Raw genomic sequence first — 26,886 nt, forward strand, 5'->3', positions numbered from 1 at the left:
TGCTCAGGCCTCGGTCGGCTCAGAGGACTCGGCCGCGGCCTCGTCCTTCTTCTCAGCCTTCTTCTTCTGGGTGATGGCCTCACCCTTGCCCGAGTCGTCGCCACCGAGGGCCTCGAACGACGGGCGAGCCTTCTTCGGCTCGGCGACGAGCAGCGGCGCCGGGGCGGGCTCGCCCTTGAACTTCTGCCAGTCGCCGGTCTTCTTCAGGATGGCGAGAACCGGCTCGGTCGGCTGCGCGCCGACACCCAGCCAGTACGCGACACGGTCGGCGTCGACCTCGATGATCGACGGGTGGTACGTCGGCTGGTACTTGCCGATCTCCTCGATCGCACGGCCGTCACGACGGGTACGGCTGTCGGCGACGACGATGCGGTAGTGAGGCGAACGGATCTTGCCCAGACGCTTCAGCTTGATCTTGACTGCCACGGGAGTGGGTTCTCCTGGTTTTGACGTGGTTGGGCACGGCGAGATTGCCGCGTGGGGTTGCGGTACCCGAGTGCCCGATGGACGCGTCAGCCGGAGGAGAGAGGGGTCCTGTGCGACTGTCGAGTACAGCTTGCCATTGTGCCATACCCGGCGGGTCGCCTCGGGCCGAGGGGTTGGCCGCGGCCGGGCGTGCTTCAGCGGCACCCGGCGTCAAACGCGGTGAGCGCACGTCGGGTGCGCGGCCCGGCGCTGCGGGGTGCCCGCGGTGTGCGACCACCCCGCGCCTCGCCGTCGACCGGCAGCCACGAGATGCCGGTGCTGGGCCGTCCGCTGTTACGCGGCGCCGGCGATCTCCGGGATCCGGAACGGCTTGCCGCAGCCCCCGCACACGATGGGCGCCTGGGCCAGGACCGACGGCACGACCCGGACGTTGCGCCCGCAGTCGCAGACGGCCTTGACGCGGACGCCTCCGCCGGAGGAGCCGTGCCGGGCCGCGGGGCCGCGGAAGGTACGGGTGGTGTCGGAGGAGGTGGCGGCCAGATGGGCCTTGAGGGCCCGCTGGAGGCGCTCGATCGTGGGCCGGTAGCGGCGCTTGGCCTCGGGGTTGAGCGTGACCAGGGAGAAACCGCTGCTGGGGTGGGGTTCCTCGGGGTGGTCCAGGCCCATCTCCTCGGCGATCGCGAGGAATCTGCGGTTGTGGTAGCGGCCGGCGCGGGAGGTGTCGCGGACACCGCGGGCGGCGGCGATGCCATGGACTGCCTCATGGAGCAGTCGCTCGAAGGAGAGCTCGTGACCGCAGGCGGACGACGACTCCCCGATCAGGGACTCTGGCGCGGCAAGATCCGGCAGCTCGGGGTGGTACCGCTGAATGTCGGCCCACGCCTCTGCCAGCTCTGCGGCGAGAACTGGTGGTGTCTGTGTCGTGCTCACGTAATGACAACGAGCGGGGGTGCCCCTGTGTTCCTATTCCGGGGCATCCCAAATAATTTGCACGTACCCGTCAGTTGCCACTGATGCGTCCGGACGAGGGCGGGTGCGCTGATCTGCGGAGAAGCCTCACAGCTCATACCAAGCTGGTGCGTAGTCCTCCGTACGGCCCGGCGCGTAGAACATGTCCGCGCGCCGGGGTACGGGTGTCCCGCAGGGGCGCAAGAGGCGTTGCGGTCGTCCTCTTGGGCGAAGGGCGCTGCCTCAGTAAGCGCGCGCGACGATCGCGACGTTACCGGGAGCGTCCCCGTCGTCCGGCACCGACCCGTCCTCGGCGACCAGACACCGTACGGTCAGGGACTGCTCGGCCAGTGCGGCCTCGCCCTCCTCGCCGAGGGTCACCCACGGGATGCGCGCCCAGCCGCCGGCGACGGCCGCCTCCGCCGCCTCGGGAATCGTCGACACGTCCGTCGTCCGGGACTCGCGGCGCTCGCGGGACTGCGTCAGCAGCAGCGCCTGGTCCTCTTCGAGGATGCCCGGCAGCAGGCCCACCAGCTTGTCGATCGCCACCGGCTCCTTGCCTCCCGGAATGCGGCGGGCCAGCATCGCCGTGCCGTTCTCCAGGTCGCGGGGGCCGATCTCGATGCGGACCGGCACGCCCTTGAGCTCCCAGTCGACCGCGCGCCGCCCGAAGGGAACGTCGGTGCGGTCGTCGACCCGGACGCGGACGCCCGCCGCCTTCAGCCGGTCGCCCAGCTCGCGGACCTTGGCCAGAACCGCCTCGTCGCCCTTGATCGCCAGGACGACGACCTGGACGTGCGCCAGCCGCGGCGGCACCCGCAGCCCGTCGTCGTCGCCGTGGGTCATCACCAGGGCGCCGATCATGCGGGTCGTGGAGCCCCACGAGGTCTGCCAGACCAGTTCCTGGGCGCCGTCCTTCGACAGGTAGCGGGTGTTGAAGGCCTTGGCGAAGTTCTGGCCCAGCTCATGACTGGTGACCATCTGCAGGGCCTTGCCGTCGCCCATCATGCTCTCGAGGGTGAGCGTGTTGATGGCGCCCGCGAAGCGCTCCTTGACCGTCTTGCGGCCGGCGACCGCGTCGATCGCGAGGACGTTCTCCAGGAAGTCGCCGTAGACCTCGCGGTGGATGTGCGCGGCGAAGTCGCGGGCGTCCTCGTAGGTGGCGTGGGCCGTGTGCCCCTCCTGCCACAGGAACTCGGACGTCCGCAGGAAGAGACGGGGCCGCAGCTCCCAACGGACCACGTTGGCCCACTGGTTGATCAGCAGGGGCAGGTCGCGGTAGCTCTGCACCCACTTGGAGAAGTACTCGTTGACGATGGTCTCGGAAGTGGGCCGGACGACCGCCGGTTCCTCCAGCTCCTTGCCGCCGCCGTGCGTGACCACGGCCAGTTCGGGCGCGAAACCCTCGACATGGTCCGCTTCCCGCGTCAGGTACGACTGCGGGATCAGCAGCGGGAAGTAGGCGTTCTCGGTGCCGGTCTCCTTGATGCGGGCGTCCATCTCCGCCTGCATCCGCTCCCACAGCCCGTACCCGTACGGTCGGATCACCATGGTGCCGCGCACCGGGCCGTTGTCGGCCAGTTCCGCCTTGGTGATCAGATCCTGGTACCAGCGGGGGAAGTCGTCCGCCCGCGGGGTGAGAACGGGTGCCTTTGCCATGGCGCGATAGTACGGGTCCAGATTGCCGGAATGTGAATTCTCGCCACAGGCCCAGCCGGGCCACAAGCGGGTGCCCGAGACCCCTGGACGCCGTCGCGAACGGGGAGTTACCTGGCATACGGGGGAAGTGCGAGCGCACTGCACGGGGGCCACCTGATCGGTTACTGCGGCAACTCTCGGCGGATTGGGGCGCTTATCCATGACACCTGTGCTCGTGCGGCAGCCACTGCCTCACGCGGGGCCGACGTCCCGCGCGGACCTGGGCGCACGCGCGCGTGACTGGTCGGAGATCCAGGAGCGGATGCTGGTCCCGCTCTACGAGGCCGTCTACGAACGGCTCGACGTAGGGGTCGGCACCCGGCTCCTCGCTCTCGGCTGCGGCTCCGGGCTCGCCCTGCTGATGGCGGCCTCGAGAGGGGCGGCCGCGCTCACAGGGGTCGAGACCTCCTCCCCCGAACGGCTGACGCTCGCCCGCCGGCGACTGCTGCCGGGGGAACCGGAGCGCTCCGCACGCGCGCGTGAAGACACCGAAGGCGGCCGGGACGGCGGGAACCATGACCGCATCCGGCTCACCGACCGGTCGCCCAAGGACGCGGCCGGCCTGGAGGCAGCCGGGTACACCCTGGTGACCGCCTTCGAGCCGATCGGATGCCTCGCGGGCGACGCGGACGGCCTCGCCGGCCTGCTCGCGGCCTCGACGCCGCTCGCCGCGCGCGGGGCGCCCGTGGTGCTGGTCGGCTGGGGTCCGCCGGAACGCTGCGCCACGTCCGCGGTGCTGCGGGTCGCGGCGAAGCTGGCCGATCCGCTGCGCGGCGGCGCGGTCCGGCTGCGTCCGGCGCTGCGCGACGACCTGGAGGAGGTCGCCCAGCGGGCCGGGCTGAAGCCGGACGGTTCGGGGCGGGTGGCCTGCCCCTTCGGGTACGCCGACGTGGCGAGCGCCCTCAAGGGTCTGCTGTCCACGGGCCTGTTCGACGCGGCGGTCACGGCGACGGACCAGGCGCAGGTCGACAAGGAACTGGCGGAGGCGCTGCACCCCTATCGGCGGCCGGACGGCACGGTGTGGATGCCGAACGTCTTCCGGTACCTGATCGCGCGCACCCCCTGAGGCATCAGCGGATTGGCCGGAAAGCCGTGGTGCCGGACCACCGGCTCGACCGTGACGGTGAGCGGCATGCGCAGAAAGACTGAGGGCGCCCTTCCGGAGAAGGGCGCCCTCGCCGAACCCTCGACAACGTACTCGGGCGCTCAGCCCATGAACTTCTTGAACTCGTCCGGCAGCTCGAAGTCCTGGGCGCCCTGCTGCGGCAGCCCGAGCGCGTTGCCGCCCTGGGCCTGGGCCTCGCGGCGCTGAGCCGCCTCCAGCTCCTGCTGCTTGCGCTTCATCGGGTTGCCGGAGCGCTGCTTGCCCTTGGCCTGCTTGGGCTGCTTCTTCTGCCGGCCGGGGCCGCCGCCCATGCCCGGCATCCCCGGCATGCCCGGCATGCCGCCGCCCTGGGCCATCCGGGACATCATCTTGCGGGCCTCGAAGAACCGCTCGACCAAGCCCTTCACCGCGCTGACCTCGACACCGGAACCCTTGGCGATACGGGCCCGGCGCGAGCCGTTGATGATCGTCGGGTCCTGGCGCTCGCCCGGGGTCATCGACTTGATGATCGCGGCCGTGCGGTCGACGTCCCGCTCATCGAGGTTGTTGATCTGGTCCTTGATCTGCCCCATGCCGGGCAGCATGCCGAGCAGCTTGGAGATGCTGCCCATCTTCCTGACCTGCTCCATCTGGGCCAGGAAGTCGTCCAGGGTGAAGTCCTGGCCCTTCTTGGACGCCAGCTTGGAGGCCATCTTCTCGGCCTCTTCCTGACTGAACGTCTTCTCCGCCTGCTCGATCAGGGTGAGCAGGTCACCCATGTCGAGGATGCGGGAGGCCATCCGGTCGGGGTGGAAGGCGTCGAAGTCGTCGAGCTTCTCGCCGTTCGAGGCGAACATGATCGGCTTGCCGGTCACGGAGGCGATCGACAGGGCGGCGCCACCACGGGCGTCACCGTCGAGCTTCGACAGCACGACACCGTCGAAGCCGACGCCGTCGCGGAAGGCCTCGGCCGTGTTCACGGCGTCCTGACCGATCATCGCGTCGACGACGAAGAGGATCTCGTCGGGCGAGACGGCGTCGCGGATGTCCGCGGCCTGCTGCATCAGCTCGGCGTCGATGCCGAGGCGGCCGGCGGTGTCCACGATCACGATGTCGTGGACCTTGGACTTCGCGAACTCGATGGAGTCCTTGGCGACCTGGACCGGGTCGCCGACGCCGTTGCCGGGCTGCGGGGCGTAGACGGCCACCCCGGCGCGCTCGGCGACGACGCTGAGCTGGTTGACGGCGTTGGGGCGCTGGAGGTCGGCGGCGACCAGGAGCGGCGAGTGGCCCTGTTCCTTCAGCCAGCGGCCGAGCTTGCCCGCGAGGGTGGTCTTACCGGCGCCCTGCAGACCCGCGAGCATGATCACGGTCGGCGGCTGCTTGGCGAAGCGCAGGCGCCGTGTCTCGCCACCGAGGATCGTGACGAGTTCCTCGTTGACGATTTTCAGGACCTGCTGGGCGGGGTTCAGCGCCCTGGAGACGTCGGAGCCGAGGGCACGCTCCTTGACGTTCTTGATGAACGTGCGGACGACCGGCAGGGCCACGTCGGCTTCGAGGAGGGCGATGCGGATCTCGCGCGCCGTGGCGTCGATGTCCGCCTCGGACAGCCTGCCCTTGCCGCGGAGATTCTTGAAAGTCGCGCTGAGGCGGTCGGAGAGGGTATCGAACACGGCGACGTCGGTCCTCGGAGTCGGGGGCGGTGGGCTGCCCTCCAGGGTATCTGGCCCAGCCAAGGAATCGTCCCCGCCCGTTGCATTCAACGGACGGGGACGGAAGCCCCGCGAAGCGGGGAGCAATCAGCACGTACCCGATCGACGCAGAGGTGAGCGGAACGTCACGCCCTCAATCGCTCCTCGAGCTTGCGTGCCACGGCCACCGCCTCGTCCCCCGCCAGGGGCGCGCCCTGCGCTTGCGTCACGTAAAAGGCGTCGACGGCGTTCGCGCCCAGCGTGGAGACGTGCATGCTGCGCACCCGCACCGCAGCGTCCTCCAGCGCCGCCCCGAGCCGGAACAGCAGGCCGGGCGCGTCCTGGGCGCGTACTTCGATCACCGTGGCGTGGCGGGAGGCCGCCGAAGCGACCGTCACGCGCGCGGGGGGCGCCGCCCACCCCCGGCGCCGGGGGTAGGCGGCGTCCCGCTCGGCGAGCCGTCCGGCGATGTCCAGCGAGCCGTCCAGGGCGCGTACGAGGTCGGCGCGCAGCCGGGCCGCCTGGGGCAGCGAGCCGTACTCCGCGGCGACTCGCCAGTTCAGCAGCAGGACGGAGCCGTCTACGCCGTCCGGCAGGTCCAGGGCGCGCAGCTCGGCCGTGCGGACGGTCAGCCGGTGCATGGCCAGCACGCCGGCCACCGCGGGCAGCACGCCTGCCTGGTCCGGTACGGCGATGAGCAGTTCCACGCCGAGCGGCTCGGGATCGCCGTCCGGTTGCTCCTCCGTGGGCGCCTCGGTCTGGGCGCGCAGGGAGAGCACCGGGCTGCCCGTGGCGATCGCCTCGATGGCCAGCCGCTCCTGTTCGGCGGTGGGCGCGCTGTCGTCGGGCTCGTCGGGCGCGTCGCCGGCGAGGACCGCTCCGACCCGCTTGACCAGGTCCGCCACGAGCGAACCCCGCCAGGAGGACCAGGCGGCGGGCCCGGTGGCCAGCGCGTCCGCCTCGGTGAGCGCGTGCAGCAGTTCCAGGGTGCTCTGCGAGCCGACCGCGTCCGCGACCGAGCGGACCGTGGCCGGGTCCTCAAGGTCGCGCCGGGTGGCCGTCTCGATCAGCAGCAGGTGGTGCCGTACGAGCGTGGAGAGGACGGCGACGTCGGCGCGGTCGAAGCCGATGCGGGCGGCGACGTCCTTGGCGATGATCTCGCCCGCCACCGAGTGGTCGCCGGGCCAGCCCTTGCCGATGTCGTGCAGCAGCGCGGAGACCAGCAGCAGGTCCGGGCGGCTGACGCGGCGGGTGAACTCGGAGGCGCGTACGGCGGTCTCGATGAGATGCCGGTCGACGGTCCAGATGTGCACGGCGTTGCGCTGCGGCCGGCAGCGCACCCGCTCCCAGTCCGGCAGCAGACGCGTGATCAGGCCCTCGGCCTCCAGGGCCTCCCAGACGTCGATGGTGGGCTGGCCCGAGCCGAGCAGGGTGACCAGTTGTTCGCGGGCCTCGGCGGGCCAGGGCGTGGGCAGGGGGCGCACGGTGGCCGCGAGGCGCCGTACGGCGTGCAGGGAGAGCGGGAGTCCGGCCTGCGCGGCGGCGGCCGCCGCGCGCAGGGGGAGGACGGGGTCGCGTTCGGGGCGTGCGGCGCGGGCGAGCACCACCTCGCCGTCCTGCTCCACGACTCCTTCGGCCAGCGGAGACCGCTCGGCGACGGGCTTTCCGCCCCCCAGCATGGCGCGCAGCCGAGGCCGCACGGCGCGTGACCGCAGTACGCGCCCCACTTCACGCCAGGTGACATCGCTCGCATACGAGATGACCCGCGCCGCCTCGTACACCTGGCGCAGCAGTGTGTCGGCGTCGAGCAGGCCGAGCTCGGTCGCGACCTGGTCCTGCTCCTGGAGCGCGAGCCGGTCGGTCGCCCGCCCGGTCGTCAGGTGCAGGGCGTCGCGGACGTCGAGGAGCCGGCGGCGGGCGTCGTCGAGGCCCTCGCGGGGCGCGTCCGCCAGCCAGGAGGCCGCCACGGCACGCAGCGCGGTGGCGTCCCGCAGGCCGCCGCGGGCCTCCTTGATGTCCGGTTCCAGCAGGTACTGCAGCTCGCCCTGGCGCTCGGCGCGCTCGTCGCACAGCTCCTGGAGTTCGGGGAGCCGTTTGGGCGCCTGGTTGCGCCAGTCGGCGAGGACGGCCGTACGCAGTCCGGCGGTCAGGCCGAGGTCTCCGGCGAGATGGCGGGCGTCCAGGAGGCCGAGGTGGACCTTCAGGTCCTCGCCGGCCGTCTTGCGGGCCTCGGCCGGGGTGCGCACCGAGTGGTCGAGGGCGAGGCCGAGGTCCCAGACCGGGTACCAGAGGCGGTCGGCGAGGGCGGCGACCGCCTTGGGGTCGTCGCCGTCGTGCAGCAGCAGGAGGTCGAGGTCGCTGCGTGGGGAGAGCTCGCCGCGGCCGTAGCCGCCGACGGCGACCAGGGAGACGCCCTTCAGTTCCTCGGTGCCCGCCGTGAAGAGCCCGGTCAGCCAGTCGTCGGTCAGTTCCGCGAGGGCGGCACGGCGCGGCGGCCCGGACCGCGCCTCCTCGGTGAGGAGGCGCAGCCGGGCCGCCGCATAGCCGCTGGGTCCCGAGTCCTCTGCTTCTTTTCGCACGTCCGTGCTCGTCACCCAGCGACTCCTGTTCTGTTCTGCCGTCAGAGCGCGTCCGGGCCGCGCTCGCCGGTGCGGACCCGTACGGCCGTCTCGACCGGGAGGGACCAGACCTTGCCGTCACCGATCTTGCCGGTGCGGGCCGCCTTGACGATGACGTCGATCAGCTGCTCGGCGTCGTCGTCCTCGGCCAGCACCTCGATGCGGATCTTGGGGACCAGGTCGACGGTGTACTCGGCACCACGGTAGACCTCGGTGTGTCCCCGCTGACGACCGTAGCCGCTGGCCTCGGTGACCGTCAGACCGTGGACGCCGAACGCCTGGAGGGCTTCCTTGATCTCGTCGAGCCGGTGGGGCTTCACGACGGCGGTGATGAGCTTCATGCGTCCACCTTCTTGCTCTGGCCGGCGACCGCGGTCGGGAGGGCGGTCGTGCGGGCGGCGCCGCCGCCGGCCCCGCTGAAGTCGTATGCGGTCTCGGCGTGCTCGGCCTGGTCGATGCCGGCCACCTCGTCGTCCTCGGAGACCCGCATGCCGATGGTCTTGTCGAGGAGGAAGGCGAGGATCGCGGAGACCACCAGCGAGTAGGCGAGGACCGCGAAGACACCGGCGCACTGCTTCCACAGCTGGTCGAAGGAGTGGTCGCCGTAGAAGACGCCGGTCGCGGTGGACTGGCCCTTGCCGGTGGCGAAGAAGCCGATCAGCAGGGAGCCGATGACACCGCCGACGAGGTGGACGCCGACGACGTCGAGCGAGTCGTCGTAGCCGAACCTGTACTTCAGGCCGACGGCCATGGCGCAGAGCAGACCGGCGATGGCGCCGACCGCGATCGCGCCGAGCGGGGAGATCGCACCGCCGGACGGGGTGATGGCGACCAGGCCGGCGACTGCGCCGGAGGCGGCGCCCAGCGTGGTGAACGCGCCGTGGCGGATCTTCTCGTAGACGAGCCAGGCGAGCATGGCGGCGGCGGTGGCGACCTGCGTGTTGACGAACATCAGCGCGCCGACGCCGTCGTCGTTGCCGAGCCACGAGCCGGCGTTGAAGCCGAACCAGCCGAACCACAGCAGACCGGCGCCGAGCATGACCAGCGGCAGGCTGTGCGGCCGCATCGGGTCCTTCTTGAAGCCGACGCGCTTGCCGATGACCAGGATCACGCCGAGGGCCGCGGCACCGGCGTTGATGTGGACCGCCGTACCACCGGCGAAGTCGATGACGCCCAGCTCGAAGGCCCACCCGCCGGCGCCCCAGACCCAGTGCGCGACCGGGAAGTAGACGACCGTGGCCCACAGGGCGACGAACAGCGCCCACGCGGAGAACTTGACGCGGTCGGCGAGAGCGCCGCTTATCAGGGCGGGCGTGATGATGGCGAACATCATCTGGAAGACCATGAAGACGAAGATCGGGATGGTGTAGCCGTCCCAGAGGTCCGTCAGGCCGATGTTGCTGAGGCCGACCCAGTCGGAGTTCCAGCCGATGAGGCTGCCGGAGTCGGTACCGAAGGCGAGGGAGAAGCCGTACAACACCCACAGGATGGTGACGATCCCGATGCTGATGAAGCTCATCATCAGCATGTTCAGTGTGCTCTTGACGCGGACCATGCCTCCGTAGAAGAAGGCGAGGCCCGGGGTCATGATCAGCACCAGGGCGGAACAGATGAGCATGAAGCCTGTGTTCGCGGAGGACAGCTTGGGTGCCTCCGCGGCAAGCGTGATGGCTGCTGCCATCGGCGTCTCCTCGTCGTAGGTACGGCCCCGTGCGGGCGAAGCCAGAGCGGGTTCGTGAGGGGTGGGCCGGTTATGCGCCATGAGATTGACGCAGCGCGGTTTCGGTGGAAGCCCCGGGTTGTTTCGCCGCCGTGACGAAGACGCCGTGTGTGTTACGCATCGATGAACTGCCGGATTCCGCCGGAATCGATCGTTATCGTGGCGCAACCTTCGGAGAAGACAAAGAACCGGCCGCGGTCGGCCTTCCGATGACCTGGCATGGGGGAGCCGAGTCGGGCAGTTCGGGAGGGCCGGCCGCGGCCGGGGTTCTAGGGTTTTACTCGGTGGACCAGCTGGTTCAGACCGCTTCGGCCGTCTCCGGCAGCTCGATGGTGAGCCGCTCGGTCAGGTCCACGACCTCGGTGAGATCCCCGAACTCGCGCACGGCGCTGTCGACGGTCTTTCGAATACGAGTGTTGACGCGCTCGGAGCGCACCTTCTTGGCCTCCTTCATGGCCTGGGTGGCGAGGGTGGCGCTCTGCTCGGGCTCACGCTGCAGCAGATGGACCGTGGCCATGCCGATCAGGTTCAGCACGTAGGACCGCTGGTGGTCGGTGTCCCCGGCGAACTTCTGCACGGCCTTGCTCATCAGGGGCTCGGCCAGCGAGGCGTAGGTGGGGCTGCGGCCGGCGACATAGGCCAGGTCACGGAAAGAGTGGCTGTTCTCGCCGTACAGCTCGGCCTCGGAGAAGAACTGGATCCAGTCGGGGTCGGGCTCGTCCCACTCGTCCGCCTCGGCGAAGGTGTCCTCGGCCATCCGCACCGCCCGCTTGCACCGCCCGGGCTGCCCCATGTTGGCGTAGGCGCGGGCCTCCATCGCATACAGCATGGACTGGGTGCGCGGGCTCGCGCAGTCCCGGCTGCCGTACTGCGCGAGGTGGATCAGCTCCAGCGCGTCCTCGGGCCGGCCGAGGTGGATCATCTGGCGGCTCATGCTGGACAGCACATAACTGCCGAGGGGCCGGTCACCGGCCTCCTTGGCGGCGTGCAGGGCGAGGACGAAGTACTTCTGCGCGGTCGGCTGGAGCCCGACGTCGTAACTCATCCAGCCCGCGAGCTCCGCCAGCTCGGCGGCGACCTTGAAGAGCCTCCTCGCGGTGGCCCCGGGCTGGGGCTCCTGGAGGAGGTCCGTCACCTCGTGCAGCTGTCCTACGACCGCCTTGCGGCGCAGGCCGCCGCCGCACTGCGCGTCCCACTGGCGGAACATCACGGTGGTGGACTCCAGCAGGTCCAGCTCGGGCCGGGAGAGCCGGCCGCGGGCCCGGCTGGTGGGGACCGAGTCGGGTTCCGCCGGCGGGGCGGGCGGCGAGGGGACGAGCCAGCGCTGCATGGGCTCGATGAGGGACGGTCCCGCGCACAGGGCCAGCGAGGTCCCGAGGAAGCCGCGCCGCGCGAGCATCAGGTCGCTGCGCGAGAACTCGCTGAGCTGGGCGACCGTCTGCGGGGCCGTCCACGGCAGGTCGACGCCGGTCGCCGAGGGCGCCTGCCGCGCCGAGCGCAGCCCGAGGTCCTCGACGGAGACGACACAGCCGAACCGCTCCGAGAACAGCTCGGACAGGATCCTGGGGATCGGCTCGCGGGGGTTCTCGCCGTCCAGCCAGCGGCGCACGCGCGAGGTGTCCGTGGAGATGTGGTTGGCGCCCAACTGGCGGGCCCGACGGTTGACTTGACGGGCCAGTTCACCCTTCGACCAGCCGCTGCGCACGAACCACGACGTGAGCAGCTCGTTCGGGCGCTTGTCCGCGCTCGCAGCGTTGTTTCCGCTTCCGCCGTTGCCGCCCACTGGAACGCCCCCACTCCCTGAGACCACTTGTCACTGAGTGCGCCAAGCCTTATCAGAATGCCGGTAAATACGGCCTGCCGTCCGGTACTTGTCACCCTTCGAACGGAGAGCCGACTTGCCTCCGGCATACCCACGAGCGCATGTGCCTCCAGGACCTGCACACTCAAAGTAATCCCACGATCACGCCACCAGCCATGGTGATCCCGGAATCGCCACCATTCGCCACCCCTTCGGATGAACTCCCGGTGGCCTGAACGCGATTCACTTGACACTGAACGGCCTGGAATGAGCGGAGCGAAGCACTCAGGGGCGCATGCGGTCGAGCACACCACCCGTGGCGCTTCAGGGCGCTGCCTGCACAGGGCGGCCACGGGGCAGCGTGAGCACGCACAGTTACGACATGCGTCCATTACGTAACCACTGGCGCGTCGAACCCGTTGGAGGGGGCATGGGCTTCACGATCGGCGGCATTCGCGAGATCCGCTCCGGCGCGCGCAGGCGCGGTCGCTCGTCCGAGTGCACCGCCGTCGCCGAGTTCACGGGGCTGTGGGGCTGGGACGCGGTGCCGGGCGCACGGGCCGCGGCGGGCGTCTGCTCGTGCGGGCGCCCCACGTGCGGCGAGCCCGGCGCGCATCCCCTGGGGTTCGCCCCCCGGGTCCCCGCCGGAGCCACCCTCGACGAGGTGAGCAGGACCTGGGGGGAGTTCCCCGGGGCCGCGGTCATGCTGCCCGTCGGGCGTGCGTTCGACGTGATCGACGTCGCGGAACCCGCCGGCCGCCGCGCCCTGGTCCGCCTGGAGCGCATGGGCCTCCCGCTGGGCCCGGTCACCGCCACCCCCGAGGGCCGCACCCAGTTCTTCGTCGCCCCCGGCGCCGCCGCCGAGCTGACCGACCTCCTCTACCGCATGGGCTGGGACGACCCGGCCGCCCTCGACCTGCGCGGCCTCGGCCCCGGTACGTACATCACGGCCCCGCCCTCCGACCGCGGCGGCCTCGGCCCGGTCCGCTGGCTGCGCCCGCCCGCCCTGGACTCGGCGACCCGCCCCCCGGAGGCCCGCCTGCTGCTCGGGACGCTGGCGTACGTCGCCCATCGGTCACGGGTCTAGCCGCACCGGACCCCGCACAGTCGTACACGACAAAGCGCCCGCTCCCCCTGCACTTCCGTTCTAGTGGTCGTCGCAACACTCCAGTTCTGGGGATGCGATGGCGTTCGAAGCTCGGAGAGACCGTATGCCGCAGGGGCGCAAGAAGCTCCACGCCGAGCGGGAGGAACACTTCCGGCTCGTGCAACAGGGCTACAGCAGTGCAGAGGCGGCCAAGCGTGTGGGTGTGCACGTGCGGACCGCTCGCGGGTGGCGCAACGGCCGCCTGCTCAACAGCGGCAGGATCGAGCCGCCCGTCCGTTCGCAACGACGCAAGACGCTCGGCTGGGAAACCCCAGCCGAGCGTCTGTCTGAACTGCTCGCGGCTTGATCAACTCACCACGGTGTTGCAACGACCCCTACAGCGGATCCCTCCGCCGAAGGCCGGGCCGGCGAGCGGTTCGTTCGGTGCTCCCCGTCCCGGCCGCGAGGCCCCCTCCGTGAACGCCCCGGCGTTAAGAGACCACCGCCCTCAGTACCCACTTTTTTGTGGGTACTTGTCGGTGCAGGGAGGCAGAGCGGAACCTGGTCACACGGCGTCGTGAGGGGCGCCGTATCTGAGTGAGGCGGGAGTGACCATGCGTTAGGAGGCCGACTGTGCCTGGGCGAGCTTCTCCAGGCGGCGGTGGCCCCAATCCGAGACGGGCCCCAGGGCCTCCGAGAGCTCGCGGCCGAACGGGGTGAGGGAGTACACCGTTTTCAGCGGTAGCTCGTCATGCACCACCCGGTGCACCAGTCCGTCAGCCTCCATCTCGCGGAGCGCCTGAGTCAGTACCTTCTCGCTGAGGCCCGGCAGCCGACGCCGCAGCTCCCCGGGGCGCCACGGACCGGATTCCAGCAGCCACAGCAGAACGGTCTTCCACTTGCCGTCGATCACGGCAATCGCGGCCGTCACTCCGCAGACGTTTGTGTCCCTGGCGCGGCTTCGCGTCACGTGAGCCCCTTTCATCACTTTCTTCCGATACTTCTACAGAGGCTGAACAAACATGTCTTCACACCCCCAACAGTCTGCCGTCACCGTGCTGGGTCTCGGGCCGATGGGCCGAGCTTTGGCCGGAGCGTTCCTGGATGCTGGCCTGCGGACGACGGTCTGGAACCGGACACCGGGCAGGAACCGCGATCTGGTCGAGCGAGGCGCAGTCGGAGCCCGATCCGCAGAAGAGGCGGTCGCCGCGAGCGGGCTGACCGTGGCCTGCGTGGTGAACTACGACGCTGTGGACGCCATTCTGCGGCGCGAGGCGGTTACCGACGCGCTCAAGGGCCGCACGGTGGTGAACCTGACCGCCGACACTCCGGCCCGGGCCCGCGACACGGCGGCCTGGGCGTCCGGGCACGGCATCCAATACCTGGACGGCGCCATCATGACACCGACCACGACCATCGGAACGCCTGCCGCGGTCTTCATCCACAGCGGTCCCGAGGAGCTCTACCGCAAGCATCTACCCATCCTTGAGGCGCTGGGCGGCACCCACACCCATCTTGGCGAGGAGATCGGCCGGGCGGCCGCCTACGACATCGCGCTGCTGGATATCTTCTGGACTGCCATGGCGGGCTATGCACACGCCCTGGCGGTGGCCAAGGCTGAGGGTGTCACCGCGCAGGAGCTGGCCCCGTTAGCCAAGGGCATAGGCGCGATCATCCCGCCACTCTTCGAGCAGGCCGCGGAGGGTGTGGACAGCGGCGACTTCTCCGGCGAGGGCAACCCGATCACCTCGGCAGCCTCGTCCATGGCCCACATCGTGCAGACCTCTGAAGGGCATGGCATCGACGCGGGCGTCATGCGCGCGGCAGAGGGCATGGCCCGCCGCGTCATCGGCCTGGGCCACGGCACGGACGGGTTCATCCGCATCGCCGAGGTACTGGGGCGCCGCTGAGGAAGCGGCAGGCGGCCGGGCCCCCGGCCGCGGCTGCAGCGCACCGACCTGACCCGGCACATCCGCAAGGACCTGGACGCGGTCGCCACCGAACTCAACGGCCGCCCACGCAAGACGCTCGGCTGGGAAACCCCAGCCGAGCGTCTGTCTGAACTGCTCGCGGCTTGATCAACTCACCACGGTGTTGCAACGACCCATGGAATTCGCCGCAGCTGGGGGCGGGCGCTTCTCGCCGTCGTGCCAAGGTCGGTAGGGGGTCGGTCAGTCTCCGATAAGGGCGTCAACGAACGCCTCCGGCTCGAACGGCGCCAGGTCGTCCGCGCCCTCGCCGAGTCCGACGAGCTTGACCGGGACGCCGAGCTCGCGCTGGACGGCGACCACGATGCCGCCCTTCGCCGTACCGTCCAGCTTGGTCAGGACGATGCCGGTGATGTCGACGACCTCGGCGAAGACGCGAGCCTGGACGAGGCCGTTCTGCCCGGTGGTGGCGTCGAGGACGAGCAGCACCTCGTCGAGCGGGGCGTGCTTCTCGACGACGCGCTTGACCTTGCCGAGCTCGTCCATGAGCCCGGTCTTGGTGTGCAGCCGTCCGGCGGTGTCGATGAGGACGACGTCGACGCCCATCTCCTTGCCCTCCTTCACCGCGTCGAACGCGACGGAGGCTGGGTCGCCGGCCTCGGGGCCGCGCACGGTGTGGGCGCCGACCCGCTCCCCCCAGGTCTGGAGCTGGTCGGCGGCGGCGGCGCGGAAGGTGTCGGCGGCGCCGAGGACGACGGTCCGCCCGTCGGCGACGAGCACGCGCGCGAGTTTGCCGGTGGTGGTGGTCTTGCCGGTGCCGTTGACCCCGACGACCATCACGATGCCGGGCTTGCGGTCCTCGGGCTCGGTCTTCACGGTGCGGTCGACCTCGGTGCCGACCAGCTTGAGCAGCTCCTCGCGCAGCAGGGCGCGCAGTTCCTCGGGGGTGCGGGTGCCGAGCACCCTGACGCGCTCGCGCAGCCGCTCGACCAGCTCCTGGGTGGGGGTCACGCCGACGTCGGCGGTGAGCAGCGTGTCCTCGATCTCCTCCCAGGTGTCGTCGTCGAGGTGCTCGCGTGAGAGCAGCGTGAGCAGCCCCTTGCCGAGGGCGTTCTGCGAGCGGGAGAGGCGGGCGCGGAGGCGGACCAGCCGCCCCTCGGTGGGCTCCGGGATCTCGAGCTCGGGGACCTCGACGACAGGTGGTTCCTCGACGGCGACGCCGGTCGAGCCGCCGTCGGGAAGATCCACCTCCTCGATGGTGCGGCGCGGTTCGTCGCGCGGCGTCTCGGCCTCGTCGCCGACGTGCGGTTCGGCCGGAGGGGCGGTGAGGTCGGGCGCGGTGGGGGGCGGCGGGGGCAGCGACTTCTTCCGTCGACTGCCGACGACGAGCCCGCCGAGCACCGCGAGCACGACCACGGCGATGACTACAGCAAGGATGACGGTTTCCATAACAGAGCCCAGTATGCGTGACCCCTCCGCGCCTGGGCGGGTGGCGGCACGTCCGAACGGCGGCATGCCCCTGCTCGTCGTGCGGGCGTGCACTGCCTCTGGTTACCTGACGCCTCGTCAGCTACCGTCCCCCTGCACCAGCACCCAATCCGCCCGGCGAAGGGGCCTCCCATGCCCGTCACCGTCGTTCGTTTCAACCTCGTCGCTCCCGGTGCGACCCCCGCCGAGCTCGGCGAGCGTTACCGGGCCGCGCTGGAGATGGCCGCGTATGCCGACGAGCACGGGGTGACCCTCGTGCAGACCGAGGAGCATCACGGCGTCGAGAACAACTGGCTGCCGTCGCCGTTCGCCTTCGCGGGCGCGGTGCTCGGCGCGACCCGGCGGCTGGCGGTGACCGTCTCCGCCGTCATCGGTCCGCTGCACGATCCGCTGCGGCTCGCCGAGGACATCGCCGTGCTCGATCTGCTGAGCGGCGGCCGGCTGGTCACGGTCGCCGGGATCGGCTACCGGCCCGAGGAGTACGCGCGGGCCGGGGTGGACTGGAAGCGGCGGGGCCGGCTTCAGGACGAGCTGCTGGAGACCGTGCTGAAGGCCTGGACCGGCGAGGAGTTCGAGTACCGCGGCCGTACGGTACGGGTCACCCCGCGCCCCGCGTCCGATCCGCACCCCCTCCTTCTGGTCGGCGGCTCGTCGAAGGCCGCCGCCCGGCGGGCCGCCCGGCTCGGGCTGCCGTTCTTCCCGAGCGCGCACCTGCCGGAGCTGGAGGCGTACTACAAGGAGCGGCTCGTGGAGTACGGGACGTCGGGGTGGACGATGATGCCGGGCGCCGAGACGCCGCTGCTGCACATCGCCGAGGATCCGGACCGGGCCTGGGCCGCGTACGGCGGTCACTTCCTGCACGAGGCACGGACGTACGCCTCCTGGCAGTCCGGCGAGATCCGCTCGGCGGTGAAGTCGGGGGCGATGACGGTCGAGGAACTCCGGGACGAGGGCGTGTACCGGATTCTCACGCCCGACGCGTGTGTGGCGCAGGACCTCGACAATCTGGTCCTGCATCCGCTGGCGGGCGGGATGCCGGTGGCGGAGGGGTGGCGGAGTCTGCGGCTGTTCTGCGAGGACGTACTGCCCCGGCTCGGGGGGTGAGCCGGGGCAGTACGTCCTACAGGAGTCGAGGAGCGGGCGGCGGGGACTTGGCCCGACTCCTCGAGCTTGAAGGGAGCCTCCCGTACGAGGCTCAGCCCATCTCCTCCAGCGCCTTCCCCTTCGTCTCCTTGACGTACTTGAGGACGAACGGGATGGAGAGCGCGGCGAAGACCGTGTAGATCATGTAGGTCAGGGAGAGGTTCCAGTCGGCCAGGGACGGGAAGCTCGCCGTGATGGCCCAGTTGGCGATCCACTGTGCGGAGGCGGCCACGCCCAGGGCGGCGGCGCGGATCCGGTTGGGGAACATCTCGCCGAGGAAGACCCAGACGACGACACCCCAGGACAGGGCGAAGAAGAGGACGAACACATGGGCGGCGATCAGGGCGATCCAGCCCTGCGTGGCCGGGAGCTTGCCGTCGACCAGGTCGAAGCTGAACGCCCAGGCCTCCAGCGCGAGGCCGACGACCATGCCGACGGAGCCGATGAGGGCGAGCGGCTTGCGGCCGACGCGGTCCACGAAGATCATCGCGATCACGGTGCCGACGATGTTGATGATCGAGGTCGTGAAGGAGTAGAAGAACGAGTCCGTCGGGTCGACGCCGACCGACTGCCACAGCGTCGAGGAGTAGTAGAACGCGACGTTGATGCCGACGAACTGCTGGAAGACCGACAGGCCGATGCCGATCCAGACGATCGGCTTGAAGAAGAAGCCGCCGCCGAGCAGGTCCTTGAAGGTGGACTTGTGCTCGCTCTTCATGGCGTGCTCGATCTCGGTGACGCGGGCGTCCAGGTCGGAGCCGTTGCCCTCGACCTCTTCGAGGATCTCGCGGGCGCGGTCGTGCTTGCCGACGGAGATCAGGAAGCGGGGGGACTCGGGGATGGCGAAGGAGAGCAGGCCGTAGAGGACGGCCGGGACGACCATCACGCCGAGCATGACCTGCCAGGCCTCCAGGCCCATGAGCTTGCCGCGCTGGTCGCCGTCGGCGGAGTTCAGCAGGCCCCAGTTGACCAGCTGCGAGATGGCGATGCCGATGACGATGGCGGCCTGCTGGAAGGAGCCGAGGCGGCCGCGGTAGGCCGGCGGGGCGACCTCGGCGATGTAGGCGGGGCCGATGACGGAGGCCATGCCGATGGCGAAGCCGCCGACGACGCGCCACATGGCGAAGTCCCAGAGTGCGAAGGGCAGGGCCGAGCCGACGGCGCTGACGGTGAACAGCACGGCGGCGATCTGCATGACCCGGATGCGGCCGATGCGGTCGGCGATCCGTCCGGCGTAGGCGGCGCCGATGGCGCAGCCGATCAGGGCGATGGCGATGACCTGCGCCAGGGCCGCGGAGCCGACGTCGTAGCGGTCCCTGATCGCCTCGACGGCGCCGTTGATGACGGAGCTGTCGTAGCCGAAGAGGAAGCCGCCCATCGCGGCCGCCGCCGCGATGAAGATGACGTGCCCGAGATGATCGGGGTGAGCCGTCCTGGTTCCTGACTTTGTTGGCTGCGCTGTGGTCACGTTCCACTCCCTCGTGGGACCCCCAGATAGGTGGTACCTGAAGGTAAATTCGACGTTTCAGAGACTATGCCTTCAAGTCTCAAAATCAAACGGAGGGAAATGTGAGATCACAGACACAAAAGGGTCACATTCGTTCACTTCTTGAACGCATGGGCGTCAGCGGAGGCGTTGACTGATCACCTTCGAGACACCGTCGCCCTGCATGGACACGCCGTACAGCGCGTCGGCGACCTCCATCGTGCGCTTCTGGTGCGTGATCACGATCAGCTGCGAGGACTCCTGCAGCTCCTGCATGATGCGGATGAGTCGCTGCAGGTTGGTGTCGTCGAGGGCGGCCTCGACCTCGTCCATGACGTAGAACGGGCTGGGTCGGGCCTTGAAGATCGACACCAGCATCGCGACGGCCGTCAGCGACCGCTCGCCGCCGGAGAGCAGGCTGAGCCGCTTGACCTTCTTGCCCGGCGGCCGGGCCTCCACGTCCACACCCGTGGTGAGCATGTTGTCCGGATCGGTCAGGATCAGCCGGCCCTCCCCACCGGGGAACAGCCGGCTGAAGACCCCCTCGAACTGTCTCGCCGTGTCCCGGAACGCCTCGGTGAAGACCTGCTCGACGCGCTCGTCGACCTCCTTCACCACCTGAAGCAGGTCGGCGCGGGTTTTCTTGAGGTCCTCCAACTGCTCGCTGAGGAACTTGTGCCGTTCCTCCAGCGCGGAGAACTCCTCCAGGGCCAGCGGGTTCACCTTGCCGAGCTGTTGATACGCCCGCTCGGCCGCCTTCAGCCGCTTCTCCTGCTCGGCCCGCACGAACGGCCTGGGCTGGTTGCGCGGATCCTCGGGGTCCTCGGGGAGCTGCTCCCCTTCGGCGGGCGGCGAGGGCGGCACGAGCTGATGCGGCCCGTACTCGGAGACCAGCCCGGCGGGCTCCACGCCCAGCTCCTCCAGCGCCTTGGTCTCCAGCTGCTCGATCCGCATCCGCTTCTCGGCGCCGAGCACCTCGCCCCGGTGGACCGAGTCCGTCAGTTTGTCGAGCTCGGCCTTGAGATCGCGCCCGGCGGTGCGGGCGGCGGCCAGTTCCTGCTCGCGCCGCGCCTTGGCCGCGTCGGCGGCGACCCGCTCCGCCTCGGCCCGCCCGAGGGACACCTCGACGTGCGCGAGCAGCTGCCGTGCGCCGGAGCCCACGGCTTGCGCGACGGCGGCCTCGTGCCGCAGCCGCGCCCGCCGCTGCTCGGCACGCGCGCGTGCCTCGCGTTCCGCCCGCGCGGCCCGGTCCAGCGAGTCGGCCCGTCCGGCCAGCCCCTTGACCCGCTCCTCGTGTGTACGGACCTGGAGCCGCGCCTCCATCTCGGTCTGGCGTGCGTTTGCCCCGTCGGCGGCGAGCCGGTCCCGCACGGAGGTGTCGGGCTCCTCCTCGACCGGCATCTCCTCGGCGACGGCCAGCCGTTCGGCAAGCACCTCGGCATCTTCTACGGCCTTGTCGAGCGCCTCCTGTGCCCGCGCCGCGGCGGCGGTGGACCGCTCGGCCTCGCCCGCGGCACCCCTCGCCTGGCCCGCGAGCCGCCCGAGCTGCTGGGCCACGGCCGACTTCTCCCGGTCGGCGGCCCGCCGCCGCTCCCCCAACTCCTCGACGAGCGCGGCGGATTCCTTGCGCCGCTGACCGGCCGCATGCTGCGCCCGGGTCAACTCCTCGCACCGCACGGCCAGCTCGTCGAGCTCGGCTGCGGCCTCGTCGACGGACGCCTGCACCTCCAGCAGCGACGGCGCCCCGGCCGACCCCCCGTGCGCGAAGTGCGCCCCGAGCAGGTCGCCCTCGGCGGTGACGGCGGTGAGCTCGGGCCGCGCGTAGACAAGTTCCTCGGCGTCCTCCAGCGTGCCGACGACGACGATCCCCCGCAGCAGCCGCCGCACCGCGGGCATCAGCTCGGAGGGACCACGGACAAGATCGGCGGCGTACGGCGGGCCGTCCGGCCGTGGCTCCTGCTCCGCGGCCTCGGGGGCGCCGCTGAGCAGCAGCGGGGCCCGGCCGGCGTCCTGTTTGCGCAGGAGGCGAATCGCTTCGGCGGCGGCGGACGGGGTGGTCACGGCGAGGGCGTCCGCCGCGGCCCCGAAGGCGGCGGCGAGCGGGACCTCGTATCCCGGGGTCACCGTCAGCAGTTCGGCCGCCGGGCCCAGCAGGCCGCCGAGGCGGTCCCGGGCGCCGAGCAGCGCGCCCGTGCCGTCCTTGCGGCGCAGGCCCAGCGCCAGCGTCTCGTGGCGGGCCTGCGTCGCGGCGCGCCGGCGTTCGGCGGTCGTGGCCGCCTCGCGGGCGGCGGTGAGGGCGGCCTCCGCCTCGGCGAGCCGCCGCCTGGCCGTCTCATGCTGTTCGCCCAGTTCCTGGTCGCCGGCGTCGAGGCCGTCGACCTCCGCCTTCAGGGCCTCGTACTCCTCCTGCGCGGTGACGGCCCGTTCCTGGGCCTCGTCGCGGGCGGCGGCCAGGCGGTCGATCTCGGCCTGGGCGGAGGCGGCGCGTGAACGGGCCGCGTTGACCTGGCCGTTCAGCCGGGCCAGGCCCTCGCGGCGGTCGGCGATGGCCCGGGCGACGTCCTTGAGGCGGCGTTCCTCGGCGGCGAGCTCCCGCTCAAGGTCGGCGCGGTGGGCGACGGTGTCGTCCAGGGCGTGCTGGGCCGCTTCCAGGGCGGCCTCCAGTTCGGCCTCCTGCTCGCGGACGCGGGCGGCCTCCCGCTCCATGTCCTCGGGGTCACGCCCGCGCCGCTCCTCCGGGGGCGTGGAGGTGGCGCTCTTCACGCGCGCGTCGGCGAGCGAGATCGTGCCGCGGACGCGTTCGGCGAGCTGGGACAGTTCGTACCAGGTCTGCTGGGCGCGCTGGAGGCGCGGCGTCAGCTGCCGGACCTCGTCCTCCAGGAGGGCTTCGCGCTGGAGGGCCTTCCTCAGCTCCTGCTCGGCGGCTTCCTTGCGCTCCTTGAGGGCGGCCTCGTCGGCGACCTCGGTCCGCAGAGCCTCCCGCAGCCGTACGAGATCGTCGGCCAGCAGGCGGAGCCGGGCGTCCCTGAGGTCCGCCTGGATGACGGCGGCCCTTCTCGCCACCGCCGCCTGGCGGCCCAGGGGCTTGAGCTGACGCCGGAGTTCGTCGGTCAGGTCCTGCACCCGCGCGAGGTTGGCCTGCATCGCGTCCAGCTTGCGGAGGGCCTTCTCCTTGCGCTTGCGGTGCTTGAGGACGCCCGCCGCCTCCTCGATGAAGGCGCGGCGGCCCATGGGGTCGGCGTGCAGGACGGAGTCGAGCTGGCCCTGGCCGACGATGACGTGCATCTCGCGGCCGATGCCGGAGTCGGACAGCAGGTCCTGGATGTCCAGGAGGCGGCAGGTGTCACCATTGATCTGGTACTCGCTGCCCCCGTTGCGGAACATGATCCGCGTGATGGTGACCTCGGCGTACTCGATGGGCAGCGCGCCGTCGGAGTTGTCGATGGTCAGGGACACCTCGGCGCGGCCCAGCGGGGGGCGCCCGGTGGTGCCGGCGAAGATGACGTCCTCCATCTTGCCGCCGCGCAGCGACTTGGCGCCCTGTTCGCCCATGACCCAGCTGAGGGCGTCCACGACGTTGGACTTGCCCGAGCCGTTCGGACCGACGACACACGTGATCCCCGGTTCGAACCGGAGCGTGGTCGCCGAGGCGAACGACTTGAACCCCCGGAGGGTCAGGGCCTTGAGGTGCACGGCGCTGGACTCTACCTTCCGGGGGTGTCTCACTCCATGAACCCGCGGTTTCACCCATGAACGCGCAGGGCACACCAAACGTTAAGAGACTGAAAGGGTGCGCGGGGGAGCGAAAGTCGGGGCACGGAGCAGTCGGGGCACGGAGCAAGGGCTGGAAGACGGGGGCGGGAAAGAACAAAGAAAGAAGGGACGCCGAAGCGTCCCTTGCAAACTCTGACAACTTAGCGGTCCGACGCGGTTGATATGAGCCGCCCGACCACTGCGTGTGCCGTTGTGCAGCGGTGCAGCGATCAGGTGAGCGCAGGCTCCGCCTGGCGTGCGTCGATGCTCTCCAGAAGCGAGTCGTGAGAAGCGGCAGCCGTCAGCGCGTCGTTCTCGGCCTGGATCCGTCCGAGCTCGGATTCCAGGTCCTGTACACGCTGCTGGAGCCGTCGCATCTCGGCGAGGAGTCGCGGGTCGGAGCCGCCGACGTAACCGAGAAGCGCCTTTGCCATGATGGATGGTCCTCCACACTGAGTGACCGACCGAAGCGGTGTGGGTCGTGAGGGATTCGCACCCGCGGTGCTTGGCAGGATCTTGTTCGTGTTGTTGTTCATCCATGCCAAACAGCTAAGGTGCGCGGGGTGCTTTCAGCGTCTCACCAAAAAGTTTGACGGTCAACACGATCACGCCCCGTATTGGCGGGCATCCCGGTGGCGCGCGGCCGAAACGGCGGCGCTGCGGCTCCTGCGGGGACCTCGAGGCGTGGCGATCATCCTTACGTGCGGAGCCTCCCACCGCAAGCAGTTCTTGGCAACCACCTGGCCCTTTCTGCTGGGGGCAGGTGCCAGTGGCATGTCCCTCCGCTTACCCGGGCCCGCTTCGCGCGGACTCCTCAGCGGATCGCGAAGCCGTCGTAGCCGCCGCGCGGTGTGTCCCAGATCTCGGTGACTCCGTCCACGCGCCCGGGCGTGTCGTCACCCAGGAGCCACCCCAGCAATCCCTCGCACCCCTCACGAGTCCCCTCCGCGACGACTTGAACCCGTCCATCGGCCAAATTGAGAGCAAAGCCACTCAGGCCGCCGATCTCCAGGGCCTTGGCCCGCGTGAACCAGCGGAATCCCACGCCCTGGACGCGTCCGCGCACCCAGGCGACCAGCCGTACATCCTCGCTCATGGGTGCAACCTAACCGGGCAAAGTCACTCGAGGCACTTCCTCCCTCAGCCCCATGCGGTACCGTCCCCACCCAATGATTCTCATCTGAAACTCACTCGATCGGGTGAGTCAGGTTGACCAGAAGGCCCAGGAGGCGCGCGACGCCCCGGGCTGCGGCCGACCGTTGGGAACACCGCTCGGACGAGGAAGGCAAGGACATGGGACGCCACCGACGCTCCGCCGCCGGCCGCGCCGCCACGGGCCGCGCCACGGGGGTCACACAGACGCACGGCTCGCACGCGGACAGTAACAACCCCCAGGACTCGTACGCCGGCGACCGCCCCACGATGGGGATCGCGCCTTATCTGAACCCGGAGGCCTACGCCGACTCGGTCGCGAAGAGCCAGGAGTACCTGTTCGCCACGGAGGACACGTACGGCCACGGCGGCTACGGCCGCGACGGGTACGGCCACGACGGGTACGGCCGCGACGGGTACGGCCACGACGACACCGCGGTGTTCGCGGCCGACGGCTTCACGCCGGGCGGCGGCGCCGGCCCCGCGGGTCCGGGCCGGGGCGGTGCGAGCCGACGCCGGAAGAAGAGGGTCGTCACCCCGGTCAAGTCGGGTCTGCTCGGGGTGTCCGCGGCGGTCGCCATCGGCACCGTCGCCGTGGCCACGGGCGTGGTGCCCGGTCTCGACAACTACCGGCTCGGCGGCGACAGCGTCTCCGGAGACAAGGTCCAGGCCGCCGGCTCGCCGACCAACTCCGCCTCCGAGCAGGGGGGTACGTCCGGCTCCGCCGACACCGAGCGCGGCTCCACGTCGACCAGCCGCGACGCCGGCCGGTCCGCCTCCCCGTCCGCCGCCTCTCCCACCCCCTCCACCTCCACCTCGTCGGCGGCGCCGACCAAGACGGCCACCGAGAAGCCGGAGGCCACGGAGACCACGCCTTCGACGGAGCCACGGAGCACTCCGTCCAAGTCGAAGAAGACGGTGACCAAGGCGCCGCAGCGGGCCGAGTCGCCGGTGACGGTCTCGGCCGAGACGCAGGCGGCGGCCGAGGTGCTGAAGCTCGTCAACGAGGAGCGGTCCAAGGTCGGCTGCAGCGCCCTCTCCGCGAACAGCGCACTGTCCAACCTGGCCGAGAAGTTCAGCGACGACATGGCGACGCGGGGCTTCTTCGACCACACCGACCCGGACGGGGCGACCCCGTGGGACCGGGCGGCCAAAGCCGGCATATCCGACCTCGGCGGCGAGAACATAGCCCGGGGCCAGGCCGACGCGGCCGCGGTCATGGAGGCCTGGATGAACAGCCCCGGCCACCGGGCGAACATCCTGAACTGCGACTTCAAGACGCTGGGGGTCGGCGTCCACCTCGGGTCCGGCGGACCCTGGTGGACGCAGGACTTCGGGTACTAGCCGCGCGCGACAGACCCCGCAGAAACGATCAAGCAGCCGGAGACCGGCCGGCGACGAAGACGTGGGGTCCCTTGGCTGACAGCTGAGGCGCGGGCGCGCAGCAGCAAATCGCCTGCACTAACAAAAAGTTAGCGCACCCTTTTGGTATGCGCGGTGCCGTAGGCTTGGAGCATGAACATCACCCACGTGCGTGCGGAGGACCAGGACCTCCCGTTCAACGTCTTCGCCAAGGCCTGCCCCTCGCGTGGCACGCTGGAGCACGTCACGGGCCGCTGGGGCGGACTCACCCTCGGCGCGCTGTACGAGGGTTCGCTGCGCTTCAACGAGCTGCGCCGCCGGGTCGACGGCGTGAGCGAGAAGATGCTGTCCCAGACGCTGCACTCGCTGGAGCGCGACGGACTGGTGCATCGCGAGGCCCAGCCCACCAACCCGCCGCGCGTGGACTACGAGCTGACCCCGCTCGGGCGCGAGGTGGCCGAGCGCCTCCTCGCCCTCATCCACCTGCTGGAAGGGCGGATGGGCGACGTCCTCACGGCCCGCGAGCACTACGACGGGACGCGCGGCGCCCTCTGACACTTCGGGCAGAAGTAGCTGGACCGGTTCATCCACGGGCGCCGGCGCATCGGCGTGGCGCATCGCCTGCAGGGCAGGCCCTCCCGGCCGTACGCGTCCAGGGACCGGTCGAAGTAGCCCGACTCGCCGTTGACGTTGACATAGAGGCTGTCGAAGCTGGTGCCGCCGACGGCGAGGGCCGCGTTCATCACGTCTCGGACATGGCCCAGGAGTTCGAGTGTGCGCGGACGCGTGAAGGTCGCGGTCGGACGCTCGTAGTGGAGGCGGGCGCGCCACAGCGCCTCGTCCGCGTAGATGTTGCCGACGCCGCTGATCAGCGACTGATCGAGCAGGGCCCGCTTGATGGTGGTGCGTCTGCGGCGCAGCGCCTGGTGGAAGGCCTCGTCGTCGAACAGCGGGTCGAGGGGGTCGCGGGCGATGTGCGCGATGACGTCCGGCAGGCCGTCGGGGGTGGTGTCGTGCAGGGACAGGCCGCCGAAGGTGCGCTGGTCGACGAAGCGCAGTTCGGTGGACCCCGCCGCGATGGGGGAGGCTGATGTCAGTGTGTCGGCGAAGCGCACGCGGATGCGCAGGTGTTTCTCGTCGGGGGCCTCGTGCGGCTGGACCAGGAGCTGGCCGCTCATGCCGAGGTGGGCCAGGATCGCCTGATCGGTGTCCTCCAGCGGCAGCCACAGGTACTTGCCGCGCCGGCTCGGGGTGCCGATGCGGTGGCCCTTGAGGCGGTGCGCGAAATCGTCGGCACCGGCCGCGTGACGGCGTACGGCACGCGGATGCAGCACCTCGGCGTCGGCGACCGTGCGATGGGCGACCCACCGCTCCAGACCGCGCCGGACGACCTCGACCTCGGGCAACTCGGGCATGGGATCCCCCGTACGGAACGCCCGCCTCCCAGCGGGGGCGGGCGCTCGTCTCGTACCGCTGTTCTACTGCACTGCTGTTCTGTTCG

The 26,886-nt window shown here is 70.5% G+C and carries 22 protein-coding genes and 1 pseudogene; 8 read left to right on the forward strand and 15 right to left on the reverse strand.

The window, feature by feature from the left end; genetic code table 11:
• Positions 1-3 precede the first annotated feature (3 nt).
• The 3 genes from rpsP to proS all read right to left on the reverse strand — a co-directional run bounded on the left by rpsP (position 4) and on the right by proS (position 3,033).
• Positions 4-426, reverse strand: coding sequence for a 30S ribosomal protein S16 (gene rpsP / locus B5557_RS12715; protein ID WP_079659230.1), 423 nt, complete (start codon positions 424-426; stop codon positions 4-6).
• A 333-nt stretch (positions 427-759) separates the two neighbouring features.
• Entirely contained in the window at positions 760-1,356 is a 597-nt protein-coding gene (locus B5557_RS12720; RefSeq protein ID WP_079659231.1) for a hypothetical protein, read from the reverse strand.
• Between the two features lie 261 nt (positions 1,357-1,617).
• The gene (gene proS / locus B5557_RS12725; RefSeq protein WP_079659232.1) at positions 1,618-3,033 is read right to left on the reverse strand and encodes a proline--tRNA ligase; all 1,416 of its coding nucleotides are present in this window, start codon (positions 3,031-3,033) and stop codon (positions 1,618-1,620) included.
• A 199-nt stretch (positions 3,034-3,232) separates the two neighbouring features.
• On the opposite strand from proS, the gene B5557_RS12730 reads away from it, so the two are divergent.
• A complete protein-coding gene (locus B5557_RS12730) occupies positions 3,233-4,138 on the forward strand; it encodes an SAM-dependent methyltransferase (RefSeq protein WP_079659233.1) in 906 nt (301 codons plus the stop codon).
• Positions 4,139-4,278: 140 nt separating this feature from the next.
• Here B5557_RS12730 and ffh read toward each other — a convergent pair whose 3' ends face one another.
• From ffh to nsdA, 5 genes are all read right to left on the reverse strand, one after another.
• The gene (gene ffh, locus B5557_RS12735; RefSeq protein ID WP_079659234.1) at positions 4,279-5,829 is read right to left on the reverse strand and encodes a signal recognition particle protein; all 1,551 of its coding nucleotides are present in this window, start codon (positions 5,827-5,829) and stop codon (positions 4,279-4,281) included.
• 164 nt (positions 5,830-5,993) lie between these two features.
• Positions 5,994-8,441 (reverse strand): [protein-PII] uridylyltransferase, encoded by a 2,448-nt coding sequence (locus B5557_RS12740; protein ID WP_079659235.1) that lies wholly within the window; start codon positions 8,439-8,441, stop codon positions 5,994-5,996.
• A 26-nt stretch (positions 8,442-8,467) separates the two neighbouring features.
• Positions 8,468-8,806 carry a P-II family nitrogen regulator gene (locus tag B5557_RS12745; protein WP_003997576.1) on the reverse strand — a complete coding sequence of 113 codons (339 nt, stop codon included), beginning with the start codon at positions 8,804-8,806 and terminating at the stop codon, positions 8,468-8,470.
• Complete coding sequence (locus B5557_RS12750) at positions 8,803-10,146, reverse strand: ammonium transporter (protein WP_079659236.1); 1,344 nt, start codon at positions 10,144-10,146, stop codon at positions 8,803-8,805. The genes B5557_RS12745 and B5557_RS12750 overlap by 4 nt, the downstream gene beginning before the upstream one ends.
• A 337-nt stretch (positions 10,147-10,483) precedes the next feature.
• Positions 10,484-11,968 carry a transcriptional repressor NsdA gene (gene nsdA / locus B5557_RS12755; RefSeq protein ID WP_079659237.1) on the reverse strand — a complete coding sequence of 495 codons (1,485 nt, stop codon included), beginning with the start codon at positions 11,966-11,968 and terminating at the stop codon, positions 10,484-10,486.
• Between the two features lie 448 nt (positions 11,969-12,416).
• Here nsdA and B5557_RS12760 point away from each other — a divergent pair, with 448 nt between their 5' ends.
• Together B5557_RS12760 and B5557_RS12765 are read left to right on the forward strand one after the other, a co-directional pair.
• Positions 12,417-13,073 carry a bifunctional DNA primase/polymerase gene (locus tag B5557_RS12760; RefSeq protein WP_079659238.1) on the forward strand — a complete coding sequence of 219 codons (657 nt, stop codon included), beginning with the start codon at positions 12,417-12,419 and terminating at the stop codon, positions 13,071-13,073.
• A 124-nt stretch (positions 13,074-13,197) separates the two neighbouring features.
• Positions 13,198-13,440, forward strand: a complete 243-nt coding sequence (locus B5557_RS12765; RefSeq protein ID WP_079659239.1) for a hypothetical protein — start codon at positions 13,198-13,200, stop codon at positions 13,438-13,440.
• A 252-nt stretch (positions 13,441-13,692) separates the two neighbouring features.
• On the opposite strand, the gene B5557_RS12770 is transcribed toward B5557_RS12765, so the two are convergent.
• Positions 13,693-14,043: a winged helix-turn-helix transcriptional regulator gene (locus B5557_RS12770; protein ID WP_079659240.1), complete on the reverse strand. Its 351-nt coding sequence runs from the start codon at positions 14,041-14,043 to the stop codon at positions 13,693-13,695.
• 52 nt (positions 14,044-14,095) lie between these two features.
• On the opposite strand from B5557_RS12770, the gene B5557_RS12775 reads away from it, so the two are divergent.
• Entirely contained in the window at positions 14,096-14,983 is an 888-nt protein-coding gene (locus B5557_RS12775) for an NAD(P)-dependent oxidoreductase (protein WP_079659241.1), read from the forward strand.
• Positions 14,984-15,025: 42 nt separating this feature from the next.
• Positions 15,026-15,151: pseudogene (locus tag B5557_RS45055) on the forward strand (IS30 family transposase); the annotation flags it as partial.
• Between the two features lie 93 nt (positions 15,152-15,244).
• Here B5557_RS45055 and ftsY read toward each other — a convergent pair.
• Positions 15,245-16,450, reverse strand: a complete 1,206-nt coding sequence (gene ftsY, locus B5557_RS12780) for a signal recognition particle-docking protein FtsY (protein WP_079659242.1) — start codon at positions 16,448-16,450, stop codon at positions 15,245-15,247.
• A gap of 171 nt (positions 16,451-16,621) precedes the next feature.
• On the opposite strand from ftsY, the gene B5557_RS12785 reads away from it, so the two are divergent.
• Positions 16,622-17,593, forward strand: a complete 972-nt coding sequence (locus B5557_RS12785; RefSeq protein ID WP_079659243.1) for an LLM class flavin-dependent oxidoreductase — start codon at positions 16,622-16,624, stop codon at positions 17,591-17,593.
• Positions 17,594-17,684: 91 nt separating this feature from the next.
• Here the strand turns inward: B5557_RS12785 and B5557_RS12790 are convergent, their stop codons facing one another.
• The 4 genes from B5557_RS12790 to B5557_RS12805 form a co-directional block, all read right to left on the reverse strand.
• Positions 17,685-19,100, reverse strand: coding sequence for a sugar porter family MFS transporter (locus B5557_RS12790; RefSeq protein WP_079659244.1), 1,416 nt, complete (start codon positions 19,098-19,100; stop codon positions 17,685-17,687).
• Positions 19,101-19,256: 156 nt separating this feature from the next.
• Entirely contained in the window at positions 19,257-22,811 is a 3,555-nt protein-coding gene (gene smc, locus B5557_RS12795) for a chromosome segregation protein SMC (RefSeq protein ID WP_079659245.1), read from the reverse strand.
• 290 nt (positions 22,812-23,101) lie between these two features.
• Positions 23,102-23,305 (reverse strand): hypothetical protein, encoded by a 204-nt coding sequence (locus B5557_RS12800; RefSeq protein WP_079659246.1) that lies wholly within the window; start codon positions 23,303-23,305, stop codon positions 23,102-23,104.
• Positions 23,306-23,685: 380 nt separating this feature from the next.
• The gene (locus tag B5557_RS12805; protein WP_079659247.1) at positions 23,686-23,967 is read right to left on the reverse strand and encodes an acylphosphatase; all 282 of its coding nucleotides are present in this window, start codon (positions 23,965-23,967) and stop codon (positions 23,686-23,688) included.
• Positions 23,968-24,164: 197 nt separating this feature from the next.
• Here B5557_RS12805 and B5557_RS12810 point away from each other — a divergent pair, with 197 nt between their 5' ends.
• Together B5557_RS12810 and B5557_RS12815 are read left to right on the forward strand one after the other, a co-directional pair.
• A complete protein-coding gene (locus B5557_RS12810; protein WP_079659248.1) occupies positions 24,165-25,367 on the forward strand; it encodes a CAP domain-containing protein in 1,203 nt (400 codons plus the stop codon).
• A 171-nt stretch (positions 25,368-25,538) separates the two neighbouring features.
• Complete coding sequence (locus B5557_RS12815; protein ID WP_079659249.1) at positions 25,539-25,940, forward strand: winged helix-turn-helix transcriptional regulator; 402 nt, start codon at positions 25,539-25,541, stop codon at positions 25,938-25,940.
• On the opposite strand, the gene mutM is transcribed toward B5557_RS12815, so the two are convergent.
• Complete coding sequence (gene mutM / locus B5557_RS12820) at positions 25,913-26,800, reverse strand: bifunctional DNA-formamidopyrimidine glycosylase/DNA-(apurinic or apyrimidinic site) lyase (protein ID WP_079659250.1); 888 nt, start codon at positions 26,798-26,800, stop codon at positions 25,913-25,915. The two genes, B5557_RS12815 and mutM, sit on opposite strands and share 28 nt — an antisense overlap.
• Between the last annotated feature and the right edge of the window lie 86 nt (positions 26,801-26,886).

The sequence above is a fragment of the Streptomyces sp. 3214.6 genome, from assembly GCF_900129855.1.
Lineage (GTDB): Bacteria > Actinomycetota > Actinomycetes > Streptomycetales > Streptomycetaceae > Streptomyces > Streptomyces soliscabiei.